Origin of the sequence: Vibrio breoganii, assembly GCF_024346795.1 — a bacterium.
GTDB lineage: Bacteria > Pseudomonadota > Gammaproteobacteria > Enterobacterales > Vibrionaceae > Vibrio > Vibrio breoganii.
This window is the reverse complement of record NZ_AP024865.1, coordinates 50,240-70,286: the sequence shown is the minus strand read 5'-3', so window position 1 is coordinate 70,286 and position 20,047 is coordinate 50,240. Positions and strand designations below refer to the sequence as shown.

Below are 20,047 nucleotides of genomic sequence, written 5' to 3'. Positions count from 1 at the left end.
GGCTTGGGGTCATTCGTTTAGCTATCGGTTAGCTGCACTATTGTTGCTAGGTTATCGGTCAACTCGGTAGCTGATATCCCTTGCAGTTCAATAGTGAAAGACTCTTCGCCCTTTTCCACTGTGATGAATGATTGCGTATCGTCACCAGTTATAGTGCCTTCTAGTTGGGTCAACAGTGCGTCTAGGTCAACAGAGTCTGAAACATCTGAGAACACCTCGCTAAGGTCTAACTTATCGCCATCTTCAATAGAGAAATCTATGATAGTGTCAGTCTCATTGAAAACACGTAAGTCAGATTGACTCCAAACAAAGGTATCTGCGCCAGTTCCACCCGTCATGATGTCCTCGCCCATTCCACCAACTAATATGTCGTCACCAGCGCCACCTAACAGCAGATCATCGCCAGAGCCCCCCGTTAGAATGTCGTTACCACCTTGTCCAAATAAGATATCGTCATCGGCGCCGCCGTCGAGTATGTCGTTTTTATGACTATCATCCGACTGGTCGAACTCTTCCGTATTCTGCGATATATAGGCGAACATATCCTTCGCATCTACATCTGATTCAAACTGTCCTGTTTTACCTGCAATGTATTTTTGTATAGCAGGGACACCTTGAACATCGATACCAGCAAAATTGACTGAATCGCCAAACAAAATATCTGAACCCGCTCCCGAATCAATAGAATCAACACCAGGATCTAATGATGTTGTTTTGCCCAGTATAACTTCTTCTAAATCATCTACATCAACATTTGCTTCAACAAAATTGTCACTATCAAACTTCACCAGGGTGCTTAAATCGACACCACTGCCAAGGCCTATTGCCTCAACAACAGAAATAGAGTTTAAAATGGCGTAATAGTGTTGAGCCTGTTTCACCTCTTCTGACTTATTGTCCCAGCGGTCAGTAAAGACATAATCATTACCCTTCTTGGTTATGGTGCCAAGGTGTTCCCCTGTGTATGAGGAGTAGAATTTACCTTCGCTATCAACAACCAATTTATTGTCATAATAGACCTCTGTGCCTACTGTGTAGTTTTCTGGCAATACATCTTCGAGCGTTTCAACCTGACCCAATGCAGTATCATAGCCAACCAAGAATGAACTCAAGCTAGCTTCAGTTAGCTGGATACCACGTGTAGGCTCACCGTCGGTAATGAAGAAAGTTTGGTTAGATGCGCCGTTTTCAGACAACGAATCAAACCATTCTATCGTCGTTTCGAATGCTGATTCGTAGTTCGTAGAACTATTTGCATCAAGTTTAAGGACTTCAGTTTGGAACTTTGTCTTTGCTTCATCAGCAGTCATTGCTGACAAATCAATAGAAACAACAACCTGAGCCCCTGTTGCAAACTCAGCAAGCATCACATTCACTACACCCGAGTTTTCTTGAGTAGCCACATCTACGATTTGATTAAAGGCCGATATTATTTCGTTTTTTGCATCATCAATTACGCCACGCATACTCCCAGACGTATCAAGGATGAAGGCAATGTTGTAGTCTTCACCAGCGACAATTTGGAAACCTTGAACATCTCCGACGATCAGTTCATTTGCATCGGTACCTACAATATCATCGTCGCCAAACGAAGCGGTCTTAGTGATAAATTCACTACTTTCAATGATCAGTGGTAGTTTAGTACTTGATGAAGCAGACTCTCCGGTGCTGGTCTCAGTGGCTGTTGCTGTAAATACCACCTCATAGTCGCCAGCTTCGGTCACATTAGCTTTTAGCGTCGCGATATCTAAGCCGGTAATATCGACCCAGCCATTGCTATCAACCACAACCTCATTGCCGTTGATGTCTTTAATAACCGTTCCTTCAGGCAGCCCTTCCAAGGTTAGTTGCAAGGTTTCACTACCATCTGTATCTACTAGACCTGCAGTGAGATCCCAAAGGTCGACAAACTCACCCTCAGACCCTTTCGCATCAGAAGACTCAAGAACTAGGTTATCAACAATAGCGCCGTAACTATTGGCATCAGTCGATTGAACAATAAGGCGGTAATCCCCTTCTTCATTCGAAGGTAGAGTTACCTGAATATTTCTCTCCCAGGTATTATCCGTTGGACGGAACTCATACAGCGTGACCGCTTCGTCCATGATTGGATTACCTTGGTCATCCAACTTGACCCACAAAATATCTAGATCACTATCACCGTTTTCCCAGCGTCTAGCTGCCGCATCGAAGGAGAAACTGTAATAGCGCCCCTCTTCTACCGAGATATCGGTATAAATCGAGTTGTCTCCGTTATCAGCTTCAATTTCCAAAACAAGGTTACTATCGCTAGCCCCAGGTCGGTACGTTGACTCTCTACCAATCTCAACCTTATTGTCATCGTTCGCATACCAAGTGCCTAGAGTGTTATTACCTAGCACTTCACTCACATCAATATCCGAACTCCAAGACTTACCATTAGGTAATACAGTATCTTGGAAGTTAATCGAAGCTTCCGTTCTTTCTTGAAGAACCAACAGGTCAGGTTTATCAACTTCAGGGGTAATATCAATCGTAATTGAAGCCTCAGAGCTCTCAGAGTTACCATCGCTTACTGCAAAATCAAACTGGGCATAGTTTGGTTTTTGATCACCAAACCCTGAATCTGAAAAACCATCGTACCCAGACTCGTTAGCGTCAGGAGTAAATCTCAGGCTACCTGCATCAATGTCTACTTTTGATATAGAGTCATTAATACTCGCTTCCTGCCAAACACCATTAACGAGCACTTCCAGTGTACCATCAGCAGGTAATGTTTTGATGACCACTGATAGGTCTGCATCAGCGGTATCAATGTCGTCTGCGTTGAACTGATCCCAGTTGAAAATAATCGCGGTGTCTTCGGTTCCTGTGATTGAGTTGTCAGAGGCAGTTGGAGAGTCGTCGAAGCGATTCACTATAGAAGTATCAGTATGATCAGTTGTGTACTTACCATCATTGGCTTGTACTGTAATATCCAGCTCAGTTAGGTTGAGCTGATCATTATTAATAGCCACGACACCGTCAGCAGTAAGCCTTACGTTGTTTCCATCTAGTACAAAGTAATTGTTACTGTTGTTCAATAGTGCGTAGGTCAGCGTATCCCCGTCAGCATCTGAGGCAGTGAAACTCGCAATGACCATATTTTCACTAACAGCATCTTCAGTAACATCAATTGCAGTGACCGTTATCTCTGGCGCGTTGTCTTTAATACGTGTGATGCCTGAAGTATCGGTGCTATCTGACTGGTAAATGCCGTCGTCCGCTTGAACCGTGATGTCCAATGACTCTAGAGCTAACCCATCATTGTTGATAGCGGCCACACCCGCATCAGTTAGAACGACGTTAGTGCCATCCAGTACGAAGTAGCCATTATCGTTATTCAGAAGTGAGTAAGTTAGATCGTCGCCATCCGCATCTGTTGCCACGAACGTCGCGATGACTGTGGTGTTCGATACCGATTCTTCAGTGACATCCTTAGCTGTTACCGTAATCTCAGGCGCATTGTCGTTCACACGAGTAATGTCTGAGGTATCGGTGTGGTCTGATTGATAAGTGCCATCATCGGCTTGAACCGTGATGTCCAGCGACTCTAGATCTAGCTCATCGTTGTTGATGGCTGCAACACCCGCATCCGTTAGAACGACGTTGGTGCCATCCAGTACGAAGTAACCTGCATCGTTGTTTAAAAGCGTGTACGTCAGCTCATCGCCATCCGCATCTGTTGCCACGAACGTCGCGATGACTGTGGTGTTCGATACCGATTCTTCAGTGACATCCTTAGCTGTTACCGTAATCTCAGGCGCATTGTCGTTCACACGAGTAATGTCTGAGGTATCGGTGTGGTCTGATTGATAAGTGCCATCATCGGCTTGAACCGTGATGTCCAGCGACTCTAGATCTAGCTCATCGTTGTTGATGGCTGCAACACCCGCATCCGTTAGAACGACGTTGGTGCCATCCAGTACGAAGTAACCTGCATCGTTGTTTAAAAGCGTGTACGTCAGCTCATCGCCGTCCGCATCCGAAGCCACGAACGTCGCGATGACGGTGGTGTTAGTGACTGACTCTTCCTCTACATCCTTCGCCGTTACTGTGATTTCTGGAGCGTTGTCGTTCACACGAGTGATATCAGAGGTATCAGTGTGGTCTGATTGGTTAGTGCCGTCGTCTGCTTGAACGGTGATGTCCAACGACTCTAGATCTAGCTCATCGTTGTTGATGGCCGCAACACCCGCGTCCGTTAGAACGACGTTGGTGCCATCCAGGACAAAGTAACCCTCGTCATTGTTCAGAAGCGTGTAAGTTAACTCGTCGCCATCCGCATCTGTTGCCACGAACGTCGCAATGATTGTAGTGTTCGATACTGACTCTTCCTCTACATCCTTCGCCGTTACTGTGATTTCTGGAGCGTTGTCGTTAATGCGCGTAATGTCTGAGGTATCGGTGTGGTCTGATTGATAAGTGCCATCATCCGCCTGAACGGTGATGTCCAATGACTCTAGATCTAGCTGATCGTTGTTGATGGCTGCGACACCTACATCGGTCAGAACCACATTAGTACCGTCTAGGACAAAGTAGCCATTATCGTTATTTAATAGCGTGTAAGTCAGATCATCGCCATCCGCATCTGTTGCCACGAACGTCGCAATGACTGTGGTGTTAGTGACTGATTCCTCGGTGACATCCTTCGCTGTTACTGTAATCTCAGGCGCGTTGTCATTAATGCGCGTAATGTCTGAGGTATCTGTGTGTTCTGATTGATAAGTACCATCATCCGCCTGAACCGTGATGTCCAACGACTCTAGATCTAGCTCATCGTTGTTGATGGCGGCCACACCTGCATCGGTCAGAACGACGTTAGTGCCATCCAATACGAAGTAACCCTCGTCATTGTCCAGAAGCGTGTAAGTTAACTCGTCGCCATCCGCATCTGTTGCCACGAACGTCGCGATGACGGTGGTGTTAGTGACTGACTCTTCCTCTACATCCCTCGCCGTTACCGTGATTTCCGGTGCGTTGTCGTTCACACGAGTGATATCAGAGGTATCAGTGTGGTCTGATTGGTTAGTGCCGTCGTCCGCTTGAACCGTGATGTCCAACGACTCTAGATCTAGCTCATCGTTGTTGATGGCCGCAACACCCGCGTCCGTTAGAACGACGTTGGTGCCATCCAGTACGAAGTAACCTGCATCGTTGTTCAAAAGCGTGTACGTCAGCTCATCACCATCGGCATCTGTTGCCACGAAGGTCGCAATGACGGTGGTGTTAGATACTGACTCTTCCGTCACATCAACAGCAGTGACTGTGATTTCAGGTGCGTTGTCATTAACACGCATAATGTCTGAGGTATCGGTGCTATCTGATTGATAAGTACCATCATCGGCTTGAACCGTGATGTCCAACGACTCTAGATCTAGCTGATCGTTGTTGATGGCTGCGACACCGGCGTCCGTTAGAACCACATTGGTACCGTCTAGGACAAAGTAACCCTCGTCATTGTTCAGAAGCGTGTACGTCAGCTCATCGCCATCAGCATCTGTTGCCACGAAGGTCGCGATGACGGTGGTGTTCGATACTGACTCTTCGGTCACATCAACAGCAGTGACTGTGATTTCAGGCGCGTTGTCGTTAGTGCGCGTAATGTCTGAGGTATCGGTGCTATCTGATTGATAAGTGCCGTCGTCCGCTTGAACCGTGATGTCCAATGACTCTAGGTCTAGCTGATCGTTGTTGATGGCGGCCACACCCGCATCCGTTAGAACGACGTTAGTGCCATCCAGTACGAAGTAGCCATTATCGTTATTCAGAAGCGAGTAAGTTAGATCGTCGCCATCCGCATCTGTTGCCACGAACGTCGCGATGACCGTGGTGTTCGATACTGACTCTTCAGTGACGTCCTTCGCCGTTACCGTGATTTCTGGAGCGTTGTCGTTTACACGCGTAATGTCTGAGGTATCGGTGTGGTCTGATTGATAAGCACCATCATCCGCCTGAACGGTGATGTCCAATGACTCTAGATCTAGCTGATCGTTGTTGATGGCTGCGACACCTACATCGGTCAGAACCACATTAGTACCGTCTAGGACAAAGTAGCCATTATCGTTATTTAATAGCGTGTAAGTCAGATCATCGCCATCCGCATCTGTTGCCACGAACGTCGCAATGACTGTGGTGTTAGTGACTGATTCCTCGGTGACATCCTTCGCTGTTACTGTAATCTCAGGCGCGTTGTCATTAACGCGCGTAATGTCTGAGGTATCGGTACTGTCTGATTGATAAGTGCCGTCGTCTGCTTGAACGGTGATGTCCAATGACTCTAGATCTAGCTCATCGTTGTTGATAGCGGCCACACCCGCATCGGTCAGAACAACGTTGGTGCCATCCAGTACAAAGTAGCCATTATCGTTATTTAGTAGCGTGTAAGTGAGCTCATCACCGTCTGCATCTGTTGCCACGAAGGTCGCGATGACTGTGGTGTTAGTGACTGATTCCTCGGTGACATCCTTCGCTGTTACCGTAACCTCAGGCGCGTTATCGTTCACACGAGTGATATCAGAGGTATCGGTGTGGTCTGATTGATAAGTACCATCATCCGCCTGAACCGTGATGTCCAGCGACTCTAGATCTAGCTCATCGTTGTTGATGGCTGCGACACCTACATCGGTCAGAACGACGTTGGTGCCATCCAGGACAAAGTAACCCTCGTCATTGTTCAGAAGCGTGTAAGTTAACTCATCACCGTCTGCATCTGTTGCCACGAACGTCGCAATGACGGTGGTGTTCGATACTGACTCTTCCTCTACATCTTTCGCTGTTACCGTAATCTCAGGCGCGTTATCGTTCACACGAGTGATATCAGAGGTATCAGTGTGGTCTGATTGGTGAGTGCCGTCGTCCGCTTGAACCGTGATGTCCAACGACTCTAGATCTAGCTGATCGTTGTTGATGGCGGCCACACCCGCATCCGTTAGAACGACGTTGGTGCCATCTAGGACAAAGTAACCGTCATCGTTATTTAGTAGCGAGTAAGTCAGCTCATCGCCATCCGCATCCGAAGCCACGAACGTCGCGATGACTGTGGTGTTAGTCACGGACTCTTCAGTGACATCTTTTGCTGTTACCGTGATTTCAGGCGCGTTGTCGTTAGTGCGCGTAATGTCTGAGGTATCAGTGTGGTCTGATTGATAAGTGCCGTCGTCTGCTTGAACGGTGATGTCCAATGACTCTAGATCTAGCTCATCGTTGTTGATGGCTGCAACACCCGCATCCGTTAGAACGACGTTGGTGCCATCCAGTACGAAGTAACCTGCATCGTTGTTTAAAAGCGTGTACGTCAGCTCATCGCCGTCCGCATCCGAAGCCACGAACGTCGCGATGACGGTGCTGTTTGATACTGACTCTTCCTCTACATCCTTCGCCGTTACTGTGATTTCTGGAGCGTTGTCGTTAATGCGCGTAATGTCTGAGGTATCGGTGTGGTCTGATTGATAAGTACCATCATCGGCTTGAACCGTGATGTCCAACGATTCTAGATCTAGCTCATCATTATTAATAGCGGCCACACCTGCATCGGTCAGAACCACATTAGTACCGTCTAGGACAAAGTAGCCATTATCGTTATTTAATAGCGTGTAAGTCAGATCGTCGCCATCCGCATCTGTTGCCACGAACGTCGCAATGACGGTGGTGTTCGATACTGACTCTTCCTCTACATCCTTCGCTGTTACCATAATCTCAGGCGCGTTATCGTTCACGCGCGCAATGTTTGAGGTATCGGTGTGGTCTGATTGATAAGTGCCATCATCCGCCTGAACGGTGATGTCCAATGACTCTAGATCTAGCTGATCGTTGTTGATGGCTGCGACACCTACATCGGTCAGAACCACATTAGTACCGTCTAGGACAAAGTAGCCATTATCGTTATTTAATAGCGTGTAAGTCAGATCATCGCCATCCGCATCTGTTGCCACGAACGTCGCAATGACTGTGGTGTTAGTGACTGATTCCTCGGTGACATCCTTCGCTGTTACTGTAATCTCAGGCGCGTTGTCATTAATGCGCGTAATGTCTGAGGTATCTGTGTGTTCTGATTGATAAGTACCATCATCCGCCTGAACCGTGATGTCCAACGACTCTAGATCTAGCTCATCGTTGTTGATGGCGGCCACACCTGCATCGGTCAGAACGACGTTAGTGCCATCCAATACGAAGTAACCCTCGTCATTGTCCAGAAGCGTGTAAGTTAACTCGTCGCCATCCGCATCTGTTGCCACGAACGTCGCGATGACGGTGGTGTTAGTGACTGACTCTTCCTCTACATCCCTCGCCGTTACCGTGATTTCCGGTGCGTTGTCGTTCACACGAGTGATATCAGAGGTATCAGTGTGGTCTGATTGGTTAGTGCCGTCGTCCGCTTGAACCGTGATGTCCAACGACTCTAGATCTAGCTCATCGTTGTTGATGGCCGCAACACCCGCGTCCGTTAGAACGACGTTGGTGCCATCCAGTACGAAGTAACCTGCATCGTTGTTCAAAAGCGTGTACGTCAGCTCATCACCATCGGCATCTGTTGCCACGAAGGTCGCAATGACGGTGGTGTTAGATACTGACTCTTCCGTCACATCAACAGCAGTGACTGTGATTTCAGGTGCGTTGTCATTAACACGCATAATGTCTGAGGTATCGGTGCTATCTGATTGATAAGTACCATCATCGGCTTGAACCGTGATGTCCAACGACTCTAGATCTAGCTGATCGTTGTTGATGGCTGCGACACCGGCGTCCGTTAGAACCACATTGGTACCGTCTAGGACAAAGTAACCCTCGTCATTGTTCAGAAGCGTGTACGTCAGCTCATCGCCATCAGCATCTGTTGCCACGAAGGTCGCGATGACGGTGGTGTTCGATACTGACTCTTCGGTCACATCAACAGCAGTGACTGTGATTTCAGGCGCGTTGTCGTTAGTGCGCGTAATGTCTGAGGTATCGGTGCTATCTGATTGATAAGTGCCGTCGTCCGCTTGAACCGTGATGTCCAATGACTCTAGGTCTAGCTGATCGTTGTTGATGGCGGCCACACCCGCATCCGTTAGAACGACGTTAGTGCCATCCAGTACGAAGTAGCCATTATCGTTATTCAGAAGCGAGTAAGTTAGATCGTCGCCATCCGCATCTGTTGCCACGAACGTCGCGATGACCGTGGTGTTCGATACTGACTCTTCAGTGACGTCCTTCGCCGTTACCGTGATTTCTGGAGCGTTGTCGTTTACACGCGTAATGTCTGAGGTATCGGTGTGGTCTGATTGATAAGCACCATCATCCGCCTGAACGGTGATGTCCAATGACTCTAGATCTAGCTGATCGTTGTTGATGGCTGCGACACCTACATCGGTCAGAACCACATTAGTACCGTCTAGGACAAAGTAGCCATTATCGTTATTTAATAGCGTGTAAGTCAGATCATCGCCATCCGCATCTGTTGCCACGAACGTCGCAATGACTGTGGTGTTAGTGACTGATTCCTCGGTGACATCCTTCGCTGTTACTGTAATCTCAGGCGCGTTGTCATTAACGCGCGTAATGTCTGAGGTATCGGTACTGTCTGATTGATAAGTGCCGTCGTCTGCTTGAACGGTGATGTCCAATGACTCTAGATCTAGCTCATCGTTGTTGATAGCGGCCACACCCGCATCGGTCAGAACAACGTTGGTGCCATCCAGTACAAAGTAGCCATTATCGTTATTTAGTAGCGTGTAAGTGAGCTCATCACCGTCTGCATCTGTTGCCACGAAGGTCGCGATGACTGTGGTGTTAGTGACTGATTCCTCGGTGACATCCTTCGCTGTTACCGTAACCTCAGGCGCGTTATCGTTCACACGAGTGATATCAGAGGTATCGGTGTGGTCTGATTGATAAGTACCATCATCCGCCTGAACCGTGATGTCCAGCGACTCTAGATCTAGCTCATCGTTGTTGATGGCTGCGACACCTACATCGGTCAGAACGACGTTGGTGCCATCCAGGACAAAGTAACCCTCGTCATTGTTCAGAAGCGTGTAAGTTAACTCATCACCGTCTGCATCTGTTGCCACGAACGTCGCAATGACGGTGGTGTTCGATACTGACTCTTCCTCTACATCTTTCGCTGTTACCGTAATCTCAGGCGCGTTATCGTTCACACGAGTGATATCAGAGGTATCAGTGTGGTCTGATTGGTGAGTGCCGTCGTCCGCTTGAACCGTGATGTCCAACGACTCTAGATCTAGCTGATCGTTGTTGATGGCGGCCACACCCGCATCCGTTAGAACGACGTTGGTGCCATCTAGGACAAAGTAACCGTCATCGTTATTTAGTAGCGAGTAAGTCAGCTCATCGCCATCCGCATCCGAAGCCACGAACGTCGCGATGACTGTGGTGTTAGTCACGGACTCTTCAGTGACATCTTTTGCTGTTACCGTGATTTCAGGCGCGTTGTCGTTAGTGCGCGTAATGTCTGAGGTATCAGTGTGGTCTGATTGATAAGTGCCGTCGTCTGCTTGAACGGTGATGTCCAATGACTCTAGATCTAGCTCATCGTTGTTGATGGCTGCAACACCCGCATCCGTTAGAACGACGTTGGTGCCATCCAGTACGAAGTAACCTGCATCGTTGTTTAAAAGCGTGTACGTCAGCTCATCGCCGTCCGCATCCGAAGCCACGAACGTCGCGATGACGGTGCTGTTTGATACTGACTCTTCCTCTACATCCTTCGCCGTTACTGTGATTTCTGGAGCGTTGTCGTTAATGCGCGTAATGTCTGAGGTATCGGTGTGGTCTGATTGATAAGTACCATCATCGGCTTGAACCGTGATGTCCAACGATTCTAGATCTAGCTCATCATTATTAATAGCGGCCACACCTGCATCGGTCAGAACCACATTAGTACCGTCTAGGACAAAGTAGCCATTATCGTTATTTAATAGCGTGTAAGTCAGATCGTCGCCATCCGCATCTGTTGCCACGAACGTCGCAATGACGGTGGTGTTCGATACTGACTCTTCCTCTACATCCTTCGCTGTTACCATAATCTCAGGCGCGTTATCGTTCACGCGCGCAATGTTTGAGGTATCGGTGTGGTCTGATTGGTGAGTGCCATCATCCGCTTGAACCGTGATGTCCAACGACTCTAGATCTAGCTCATCGTTGTTGATGGCTGCAACACCCGCATCCGTTAGAACGACGTTGGTGCCATCCAGTACGAAGTAACCTGCATCGTTGTTCAGAAGCGTGTACGTCAGATCATCGCCGTCCGCATCCGAAGCCTCGAAGGTCGCAATGACGGTGGTGTTAGTGACTGATTCCTCGGTGACATCCTTCGCTGTTACCGTAATCTCAGGCGCGTTGTCGTTAATGCGCGTAATGTCTGAGGTATCAGTGTGGTCTGATTGATAAGTGCCGTCGTCTACTTGAACGGTGATGTCCAACGACTCTAGATCTAGCTCATCGTTGTTGATGGCTGCGACACCGGCATCGGTCAGAACAACGTTAGTGCCATCCAATACGAAGTAACCCTCGTCATTGTTCAGAAGCGTGTACGTCAGATCATCGCCGTCCGCATCCGAAGCCTCGAAGGTCGCAATGACCGTGGTGTTCGATACTGATTCTTCAGTGACATCCTTCGCTGTTACCGTAATCTCAGGCGCGTTATCGTTCACACGAGTGATATCAGAGGTATCAGTGTGGTCTGATTGGTGAGTGCCGTCGTCCGCTTGAACCGTGATGTCCAACGACTCTAGATCTAGCTCATCGTTGTTGATGGCCGCAACACCCGCATCCGTTAGAACTACATTGGTGCCGTCCAGTACGAAGTAGCCATTATCGTTATTTAATAGCGTGTACGTCAGATCATCGCCATCCGCATCTGTTGCCACGAACGTCGCAATGACGGTGGTGTTCGATACTGACTCTTCCTCTACATCCTTCGCCGTTACTGTGATTTCTGGAGCATTGTCGTTTACACGCGTAATGTCTGAGGTATCAGTGTGGTCTGATTGATAGGTGCCATCATCCGCTTGAACCGTGATGTCCAACGACTCTAGATCTAGCTCATCGTTGTTGATGGCGGCCACACCTACATCGGTCAGAACCACATTAGTACCGTCTAGGACAAAGTAGCCATTATCGTTATTTAATAGCGTGTAAGTCAGATCATCGCCATCAGCATCTGTTGCCACGAAGGTCGCAATGACTGTGGTGTTAGATACTGATTCTTCGGTCACATCCTTCGCCGTTACTGTGATTTCTGGAGCGTTGTCGTTCACACGAGTGATATCAGAGGTATCAGTGTGGTCTGATTGATAAGTACCATCATCGGCTTGAACCGTGATGTCCAACGACTCTAGATCTAGCTGATCGTTGTTGATGGCTGCGACACCGGCGTCCGTTAGAACCACATTGGTACCGTCTAGGACAAAGTAACCCTCGTCATTGTTCAGAAGCGTGTACGTCAGCTCATCGCCATCAGCATCTGTTGCCACGAAGGTCGCGATGACTGTGGTATTCGATACTGATTCTTCAGTGACATCCTTCGCTGTTATCGTAATCTCAGGCGCATTGTCGTTCACACGCGTAATGTCTGAGGTATCGGTGTGGTCTGATTGATAAGTACCATCATCCGCTTGAACCGTGATGTCCAACGACTCTAGATCTAGCTCATCATTATTAATAGCGGCCACACCTGCATCGGTCAGAACAACGTTGGTGCCATCCAGTACGAAGTAGCCATTATCGTTATTCAGAAGCGAGTAAGTTAGATCGTCGCCATCCGCATCTGTTGCTACGAACGTTGCTATTACAGTGGTGTTAGTGACTGATTCTTCAGTGACATCCTTCGCTGTTACCGTAATCTCAGGCGCGTTGTCATTAACGCGCGTAATGTCTGAGGTATCGGTACTGTCTGATTGATAAGTGCCGTCGTCTGCTTGAACGGTGATGTCCAATGACTCTAGATCTAGCTCATCATTGTTGATAGCGGCCACACCCGCATCGGTCAGAACAACGTTGGTGCCGTCCAGTACGAAATAACCATCATCGTTGTTTAATAGCGTGTAAGTCAGATCATCGCCATCGGCATCCGAAGCCACGAAGGTTGCAATGACAGTGGTGTTCGATACCGATTCTTCCGTCACATCAACAGCAGTGACTGTGATTTCTGGCGCATCGTTTTGCGGCTCAACCGTCACCACTACTTCTGCAGAAGACTCCAATCCATCTTCGTCTTTGATGACATAAATAATCTTCACTTCGCCATTAAAATCTTCCGCAGGCGTAAACTCAACTTTGCCGTCGACAATCTCAACCGTGCCTTGTGATGGGTCGGCTAATGTGACGTCTTCCAGAGTAATTTCATCGCCATCGATGTCTGAGTCATTCTCAAGTACATCGATAACAACAGGTGTGTCTTCTTGGATTGATATGACGTCATCGACTGCGTTCGGTGCATCATTGACCGGAACAACAACGACAACAGCAGTTGCGCTATCTTCGTTGCCACTGCCATCTTTGATGGTGTATTCGATTTCTGCTTTGCCATTGAAGTCTTTGGCTGGCTTGAAGTAGTAGCTACCATCTGGATTTTGATGAACAGTACCTTGGTCTGCGGGCACGGAAATATCGACGATTTCGATATCGTCAGGATTAATAAAATCGTTTTCTAATAAGTCTAGGGTGACGTTCTGATCTTCTAGTGTTTCTAAAAGGTCATCAACCGCGGTAGGAATAACAATTTTATCATTTTGAGAGTCAGATTCGGAATCGCTGCTTGGCGGTAGGATAGTGTTAGCATCACTGACGAACTGTGTGATGGCACTTTCTTGTTCTTCGGTGAATAGATAGCTTGAAAAGCCTTCAGTATCAAAAGTAGTTTGCGCAATAGTTTCAGCATTATCACGATCAACAGCACCTGTTGCTGTTAAGCTCGAGCCCGACGGGTCACCTGCACTTGGTTCTGAGCCTTCCAATTGAGAAGGATCATCGCCTTGTTTAACATTATTGATGACGTTTTCGGCATCAATATTGTTCAGCGCACCGTCTTTAGCCTGAGATATCTTTAGTTGACTAACGAGATCCTCGGAAACCGTAACGGCATTGTCACCAACAGAAAGGACAACCTCTCCATTTTGCGGAGTATACCCTTCCGATGCCAACTTTAAATTACCATTCGCGTCGATAACTAACCACGCGTCTCCAAGAATCACTTCTTGAGCAAATGAGATACTATCCATGTCTTCTCCCGCTAAACTTCTTTATTAGCTTTTGTATGTATATTGTGCAGATCCTTCGCACTTGCTCGAAATTTACCATGCAACAGTCAACAACTCTATTGTAAATTTTCATTAACAAGTGTTTTTTTTAAGAATTGCAACATGTGTGCCAACAGACGTAGTGATCCATATCAGACAAGTAATAACAGGCTCATAAAGCCATAATCTGGGCGAATATTGTGATGTGACATATGCAGAGATATGTTACGAGGATTTTGCACAAAAGAATCATATGCAAGGTGTGATGGACACAGATAAAAGAGGAGAAAGGGATGCGAGCTAGATTGGATAAGATCAAAAAAGCCAGCATCTAGCATGCTGGCTTGAGACAAATTCCGTTTTTGGTATCACACTAGTTTCATTTCTTGGATAATATCGGATGCAATTTCTGGCTTAGTGCTTGTTGGCTTTTCGTGAAGATCAGACTTCAGTTGTCCTTTACGGTTACGAAGGCCTGTTTCTAGCTTCTTAAGTGCTGCCGCAATCGCCGGATACATTACGTCATTATTTGACTTTGCTGAAACTCTTACACCTTCATAGTTGGTGAAGATCTCTACCTCGTGTTCCCCATGTTCTTTGGTGATAATGATGTCGCAGCTGATTAGTTGCGGAAAATGACTTTCTATCTTTTCGAATTTTCCTTCAATCTCTTTGCGTGAATCTTCGGTAATTGATACATGATGCGTCTGAACATTTACTTTCATTGATTATACCTTTCTTATCACTCTGTAACTTAAACGTAGCAAACGACTGGCACTTCCACCAACAAAACTCCAAGACATCTGTGATTGGCTTCCCTGATATAAAATAATCTTAACTTTACCCCTTGAATATCACTTCACTAGACAGAATATGTTTGTCACCAGAGATCGCCGGTCTCTTCATTTCTATCTACTGTACCTCAAATCCCCCCTTCAAAAGTGTAACAAAACATATCTTCCCTTTGATTCCCGTCAGTGATTACTTCAGAAGCGATAAGAGTATCGAGCGAGTTCAAAAACGGATCATATGTCGGAATTTTTCGACTATCTTTGATTCGGTTAATGAACCGTTTAGCCCTTGTCATTGAGCAAATAGTCATACTATATAAGGGAAATCAGCCACATAGTTGACAAGAAAATATCCGTGCTCAAACATAGAAATGAGCATCGTTTTATCGAAGCCAACCGCGAAGAAATACTTCGTAGGCTCATATAAACATTGCTATTTTTTAATCAATACTTTGCATAAGGAAACGCTAGACCTGCGGAGGGCGTCACAAAATGAACAAATTTGTGAAATGACAATCGTGATCTTTAGTTAATTGTATTACAATAAGCTTTATAAAAATTTTATTTGTTCCCCCAAACACATTTTACGGGAGTTCGTATGAGCAACGACAAAGCGCTTGATGCTATCAGAAAGATGAAGCTTGAGAATGATACCTCAGCTGGTAACTTGGTAGACCTTCTACCGATCGAAGTTCAAAAAAGAGACTTTGACCTTTCTTTTCTAGACAACCTATCTGAAGCACGTCCACGTCTTCTAGTACAAGGTGCAAACCTAGCTGAATTCAAAGCGAAGGTTAAAGAAGATTCTTCTTTCTGCATGTACGATGATTTCATCAAGAACTCTACTGAGAAGTTCTATGAAACAGCACCATTCGAAGAGCCACAGCCATACCCTGCAGAAACTGTAGGTAAAGCATCTCTTTGGCGTCCTTACTGGCGTCAAATGTACGTTGACTGCCAAATGGCACTTAACGCGACTCGTAACCTAGCAATCGCTGGTGTCGTTAACGAAGACGAAGACCTAATTGTTAAAGCTAAAGCTTGGACTCTTAAGCTAGCTTCATACGATCCAGATGGCGTAACTTCTCGTGGCTACAACGATGAAGCGGCTTTCCGCGTAGTTGCTGCTATGGCTTGGGGTTACGACTGGCTAAACGCTCACTTCACTGATGAAGAGCGCGAAATCGTTAAGAATGCACTGATCACTCGTCTAGACGAAATCATGCACCACCTGAAAGTGACCGTTGATCTACTGAACAACCCACTAAACAGCCACGGTGTTCGTTCTATCTCTTCTGCTATCATCCCAACGTGTATCGCGCTTTACCACGATCACCCGAAAGCAGGCGAGTACATTGCATACGCACTAGAATACTACGCAGTACACTACCCACCATGGGGCGGTGAAGACGGCGGTTGGGCTGAAGGTCCTGACTACTGGAACACGCAAACAGCATTCCTAGGCGAAGCATTCGACCTATTGAAAGCCTACTGTGGTGTCGACATGTTTAACAAAACATTCTACGAAAACACAGGTGACTTCCCACTATACTGCATGCCTGTTCACTCTAAGCGCGCAAGCTTCTGTGACCAGTCTTCAATCGGTGATTTCCCAGGTCTAAAACTGGCTTACAACATCAAGCACTACGCAGGTGTTAACCAGAAGCCTGAGTACGTTTGGTACTACAACCAACTTAAAGGCCGTGATACTGAAGCGCACACTAAATTCTACAACTTCGGTTGGTGGGACTTCGGCTATGACGATCTTCGCTTCAACATCCTTTGGGATGCTCCAGAAGAGAAAGCACCGTCAAACGATCCATTGTTGAAAGTGTTCCCGATCACTGGTTGGGCTGCATTCCACAACAAGATGACTGAGCGTGAAAACCACATCCACATGGTATTCAAGTGTTCTCCGTTTGGTTCTATCAGCCACTCTCACGGTGACCAAAACGCGTTCACTCTACACGCATTTGGCGAAACTCTAGCTGCAATCACTGGTTACTACGGTGGTTTCGGTGTTGACATGCACACTAAGTGGCGTCGTAAAACGTTCTCTAAGAACCTGCCTCTATTCGGTGGCGAAGGTCAATACGGCGAGAACAAGAACACTGGCTACGAAGGTCACCAAGATCGCTTCTGTATCGAAGCTGGCGGTACCATCACAGACTACGACACAGAATCTGATGTGAAGATGGTTGAAGGTGATGCGACGGCTTCTTACAAGTACTTCGTTCCTGAAATCGAGTCTTACAAGCGTAAGATCTGGTTCGTACAAGGTAAAGTATTCGTAATGCAAGACAAGGCAACGCTTTCTGAAGAGAAAGACATGACTTGGCTAATGCACACGACTTTCGCAAACGAAGTGGCTGATAAGTCTTTCACTATCCGTGGCGAAGTAGCGCACCTAGACGTGAACTTCATCAACGAGTCTGCTGACAACATCACTTCAGTGAAGAACGTTGAAGGCTTCGGCGAAGTTGACCCATACGAGTACAAAGATCTTGAAATCCACCGTCACGTTGAAGTGGAATTCAAGCCTTCTAAAGAGCACAACATCCTTACTCTTCTAGTTCCTAATAAGAACGAAGGCGAGCAAGTTGAAGTGTCTCACAAGCTTGTAGGCAACACGCTAGAACTAACTGTTGATGGCGAGACAGTAACTATCGAGCTGTAATAGCTTGATATAATCCCCCCAAACGCTTAAATCCCAGAGTGACTCCCCCTCACTCTGGGATTTTTTTATGCCCCATCCCTAATTTCATACACATCTTCATGCTAACCCACCCCACTAAATCCCATTATCGGGATTCAAGTTCTTAATTTTTTATATTTACGGAATCAATAGCTAGGCGTACTATTCTTCTTGTCGGCAGGGAATGCGGAATATCAACTTTAAATTAATCTATAAAGGTGAACGTATGAAAACCCTATCAACACTATTAATTACAACTCTATTTGTCACTCCTGCTGTATTTGCAGCGAATCAAGACACGACTCAAATCACAGACCAACAAACCACAAGTTCGTTTATGGACTACAGCCAAAAAACTGGCGGTGGATACACTTGGGAAGATCCTAGTGATAAAACCGGTGGCAACTTTGCTTGGGTAGACCCTAGCGAGAAAAGTGGCGGCGGCTATACATGGGAAGACCCTAGTGACAAAACCGGTGGTAGCTTTGCATGGGTAGACCCTAGCGAGAAGAGCGGTGGCGGATACACTTGGGAAGATCCTAGTGACAAAACCGGTGGTAGCTTTGCATGGGTAGACCCTAGCGAGAAGAGCGGTGGCGGATACACTTGGGAAGACCCAAGCGACAAAACCGGTGGTAGTTTTGTCGGCGATGAAGACGGTAAACGCAACGGTGGTCGTTTCTCGTAACCCTTTATACTCGATTTTCTAGGCAAATAAACTCGCACCCTCAGCGTCTGTAATGTATTTTTATAACAGATACTTACAGACGTTGTATGGAACATGGCACGTAACCTAGATGACTTCTACCTATTTTGTCAGGTAGTAAAACTTGGCAGCATGAAAGCCGCAAGTGAAGAGCTCGAAATTCCTCTTTCGACTATCAGTCGACGCATTGCTTACTTGGAAGAACAAGTAAGGTCTCCCCTATTTATCCGTTCTAAAGCCAGCCTTAAACCCACTAACACGGGCAGGCAGTACTACGAACGTCTGTCTTCTCATTTTACTAGCCTTTGCGATGAGCTAGAAAACATCAATAGTGATAAAGACGATGTGTCTGGACGGGTAACCATTGATTGTACTGACTTTGTTTATCAGTATTTCATTAAAGATAAAATGGAAAACCTGCTTCGCAAATATCCAAAACTAAAACTCAAGTTTATTCCTGCTTCTGATACCTCAACTTTAGATCCTGACGCAGATATAGGCGTATTGGTGGGAGATCTTCCAGACAGCAATTTAGTCGCAAAAAAACTAATGTCTATTAACGTCAGAGTCGTTGCTTCGCCTACGTTTTTAAGGTCACCTCCAACAACATTGGCGCAACTCAAAGAGATTGATTATGTTGGTCACCTTCAGCATCAATCAATCACCGGCTACAACAAGAAAACACATAACCTCGAAACGGTTAAACTCTACCCAAAAATATCCTTGGCCAGCGCTGAATCCGTAGTACAGATGGCGGAAAATGGCTTGGGGTTCGCCTTTGTATCTGAATACTTTGCAGAGCAAGCCCTGAAAAGAGGTAGCTTGATCGAGTGGCTGCCCGACTATGATTTCTCTCATCGCGATATCTCCTTGGTGTATCGACACAGAACGCGTAAAACCAATGCCCAGCAGGTGGTCATCGAGGCTATTCTCGCCGAATTTAAAGACTACAAAAGTAGGCTTACTCAACAATAAGAGCAGATGATTATCTCCATCACATAAACCATGGAAAATATAAGGATATTCTCTGATGTGAGAGCTTTCCTGCACTCTTTCTTTGTAAAAGTGTCTATTATTGAAAGTGTTACTAAAGGAACAGGGTGCCGTTATGAAATACAAACATATACTAGTCGCACTAGAGCTCGCAGAAGACAGCAAGGTGCTTATTGATAGAGCTGCCGTTCTGGCAAAGATACTCGACGCTGAGGTTTCATTTATTCACATTGATGGATCGCACGGAGAGATTTACCCAGATTTGGTGGATATTCAGGTGGATGAACAAGAACCTCCCATCAAACGTGCTTCTCTAGAGCAGTTGAAACAACTCACAGAGTATACCGACCAGCCGATCAAGCACTTCCTCATTGGAACAGGAGACCTAAGCGATAAGCTTCCTGACACTATCGCAAGTTACGGCTGTGATCTCTTGATCTGTGGGCATCACCATGACTTCTGGAGCCGTATAATTTCCTACTCCAAACACCTGATTCACAACTCACCAGTAGATATCTTAGTTGTGCCATTGGGTGAAAGTAACTAGTTTCATTAACCTTACTCTACAAGCAAAAAAGCCTCTGAAGTCAGAAACTTGAGA

Annotated in this window: 6 protein-coding genes; 4 read left to right on the top strand and 2 right to left on the bottom strand. The window is 46.6% G+C overall.

Going from position 1 to position 20,047, the window contains the following annotated elements:
* Nucleotides 1–17 precede the first annotated feature (17 nt).
* Both OCU35_RS13565 and hpf read right to left on the bottom strand, forming a co-directional pair.
* Nucleotides 18–14,243: a tandem-95 repeat protein gene (locus OCU35_RS13565; RefSeq protein WP_261826274.1), complete on the bottom strand. Its 14,226-nt coding sequence runs from the start codon at nucleotides 14,241–14,243 to the stop codon at nucleotides 18–20.
* 386 nt (nucleotides 14,244–14,629) lie between these two features.
* Nucleotides 14,630–14,986: a ribosome hibernation-promoting factor, HPF/YfiA family gene (hpf, locus tag OCU35_RS13560; RefSeq protein ID WP_261826273.1), complete on the bottom strand. Its 357-nt coding sequence runs from the start codon at nucleotides 14,984–14,986 to the stop codon at nucleotides 14,630–14,632.
* 664 nt (nucleotides 14,987–15,650) lie between these two features.
* Here hpf and OCU35_RS13555 point away from each other — a divergent pair.
* The 4 genes from OCU35_RS13555 (at nucleotide 15,651) to OCU35_RS13540 (ending at nucleotide 19,993) form a co-directional block, all read left to right on the top strand.
* Nucleotides 15,651–17,729, top strand: a complete 2,079-nt coding sequence (locus tag OCU35_RS13555) for a DUF4962 domain-containing protein (RefSeq protein ID WP_102334100.1) — start codon at nucleotides 15,651–15,653, stop codon at nucleotides 17,727–17,729.
* A 244-nt stretch (nucleotides 17,730–17,973) separates the two neighbouring features.
* Nucleotides 17,974–18,435, top strand: a complete 462-nt coding sequence (locus OCU35_RS13550) for a hypothetical protein (protein ID WP_065210962.1) — start codon at nucleotides 17,974–17,976, stop codon at nucleotides 18,433–18,435.
* Between the two features lie 93 nt (nucleotides 18,436–18,528).
* Nucleotides 18,529–19,428: a LysR family transcriptional regulator gene (locus tag OCU35_RS13545; protein ID WP_065210963.1), complete on the top strand. Its 900-nt coding sequence runs from the start codon at nucleotides 18,529–18,531 to the stop codon at nucleotides 19,426–19,428.
* A gap of 133 nt (nucleotides 19,429–19,561) precedes the next feature.
* Complete coding sequence (locus tag OCU35_RS13540) at nucleotides 19,562–19,993, top strand: universal stress protein (protein ID WP_065210964.1); 432 nt, start codon at nucleotides 19,562–19,564, stop codon at nucleotides 19,991–19,993.
* The last annotated feature ends 54 nt before the right edge of the window (nucleotides 19,994–20,047 follow it).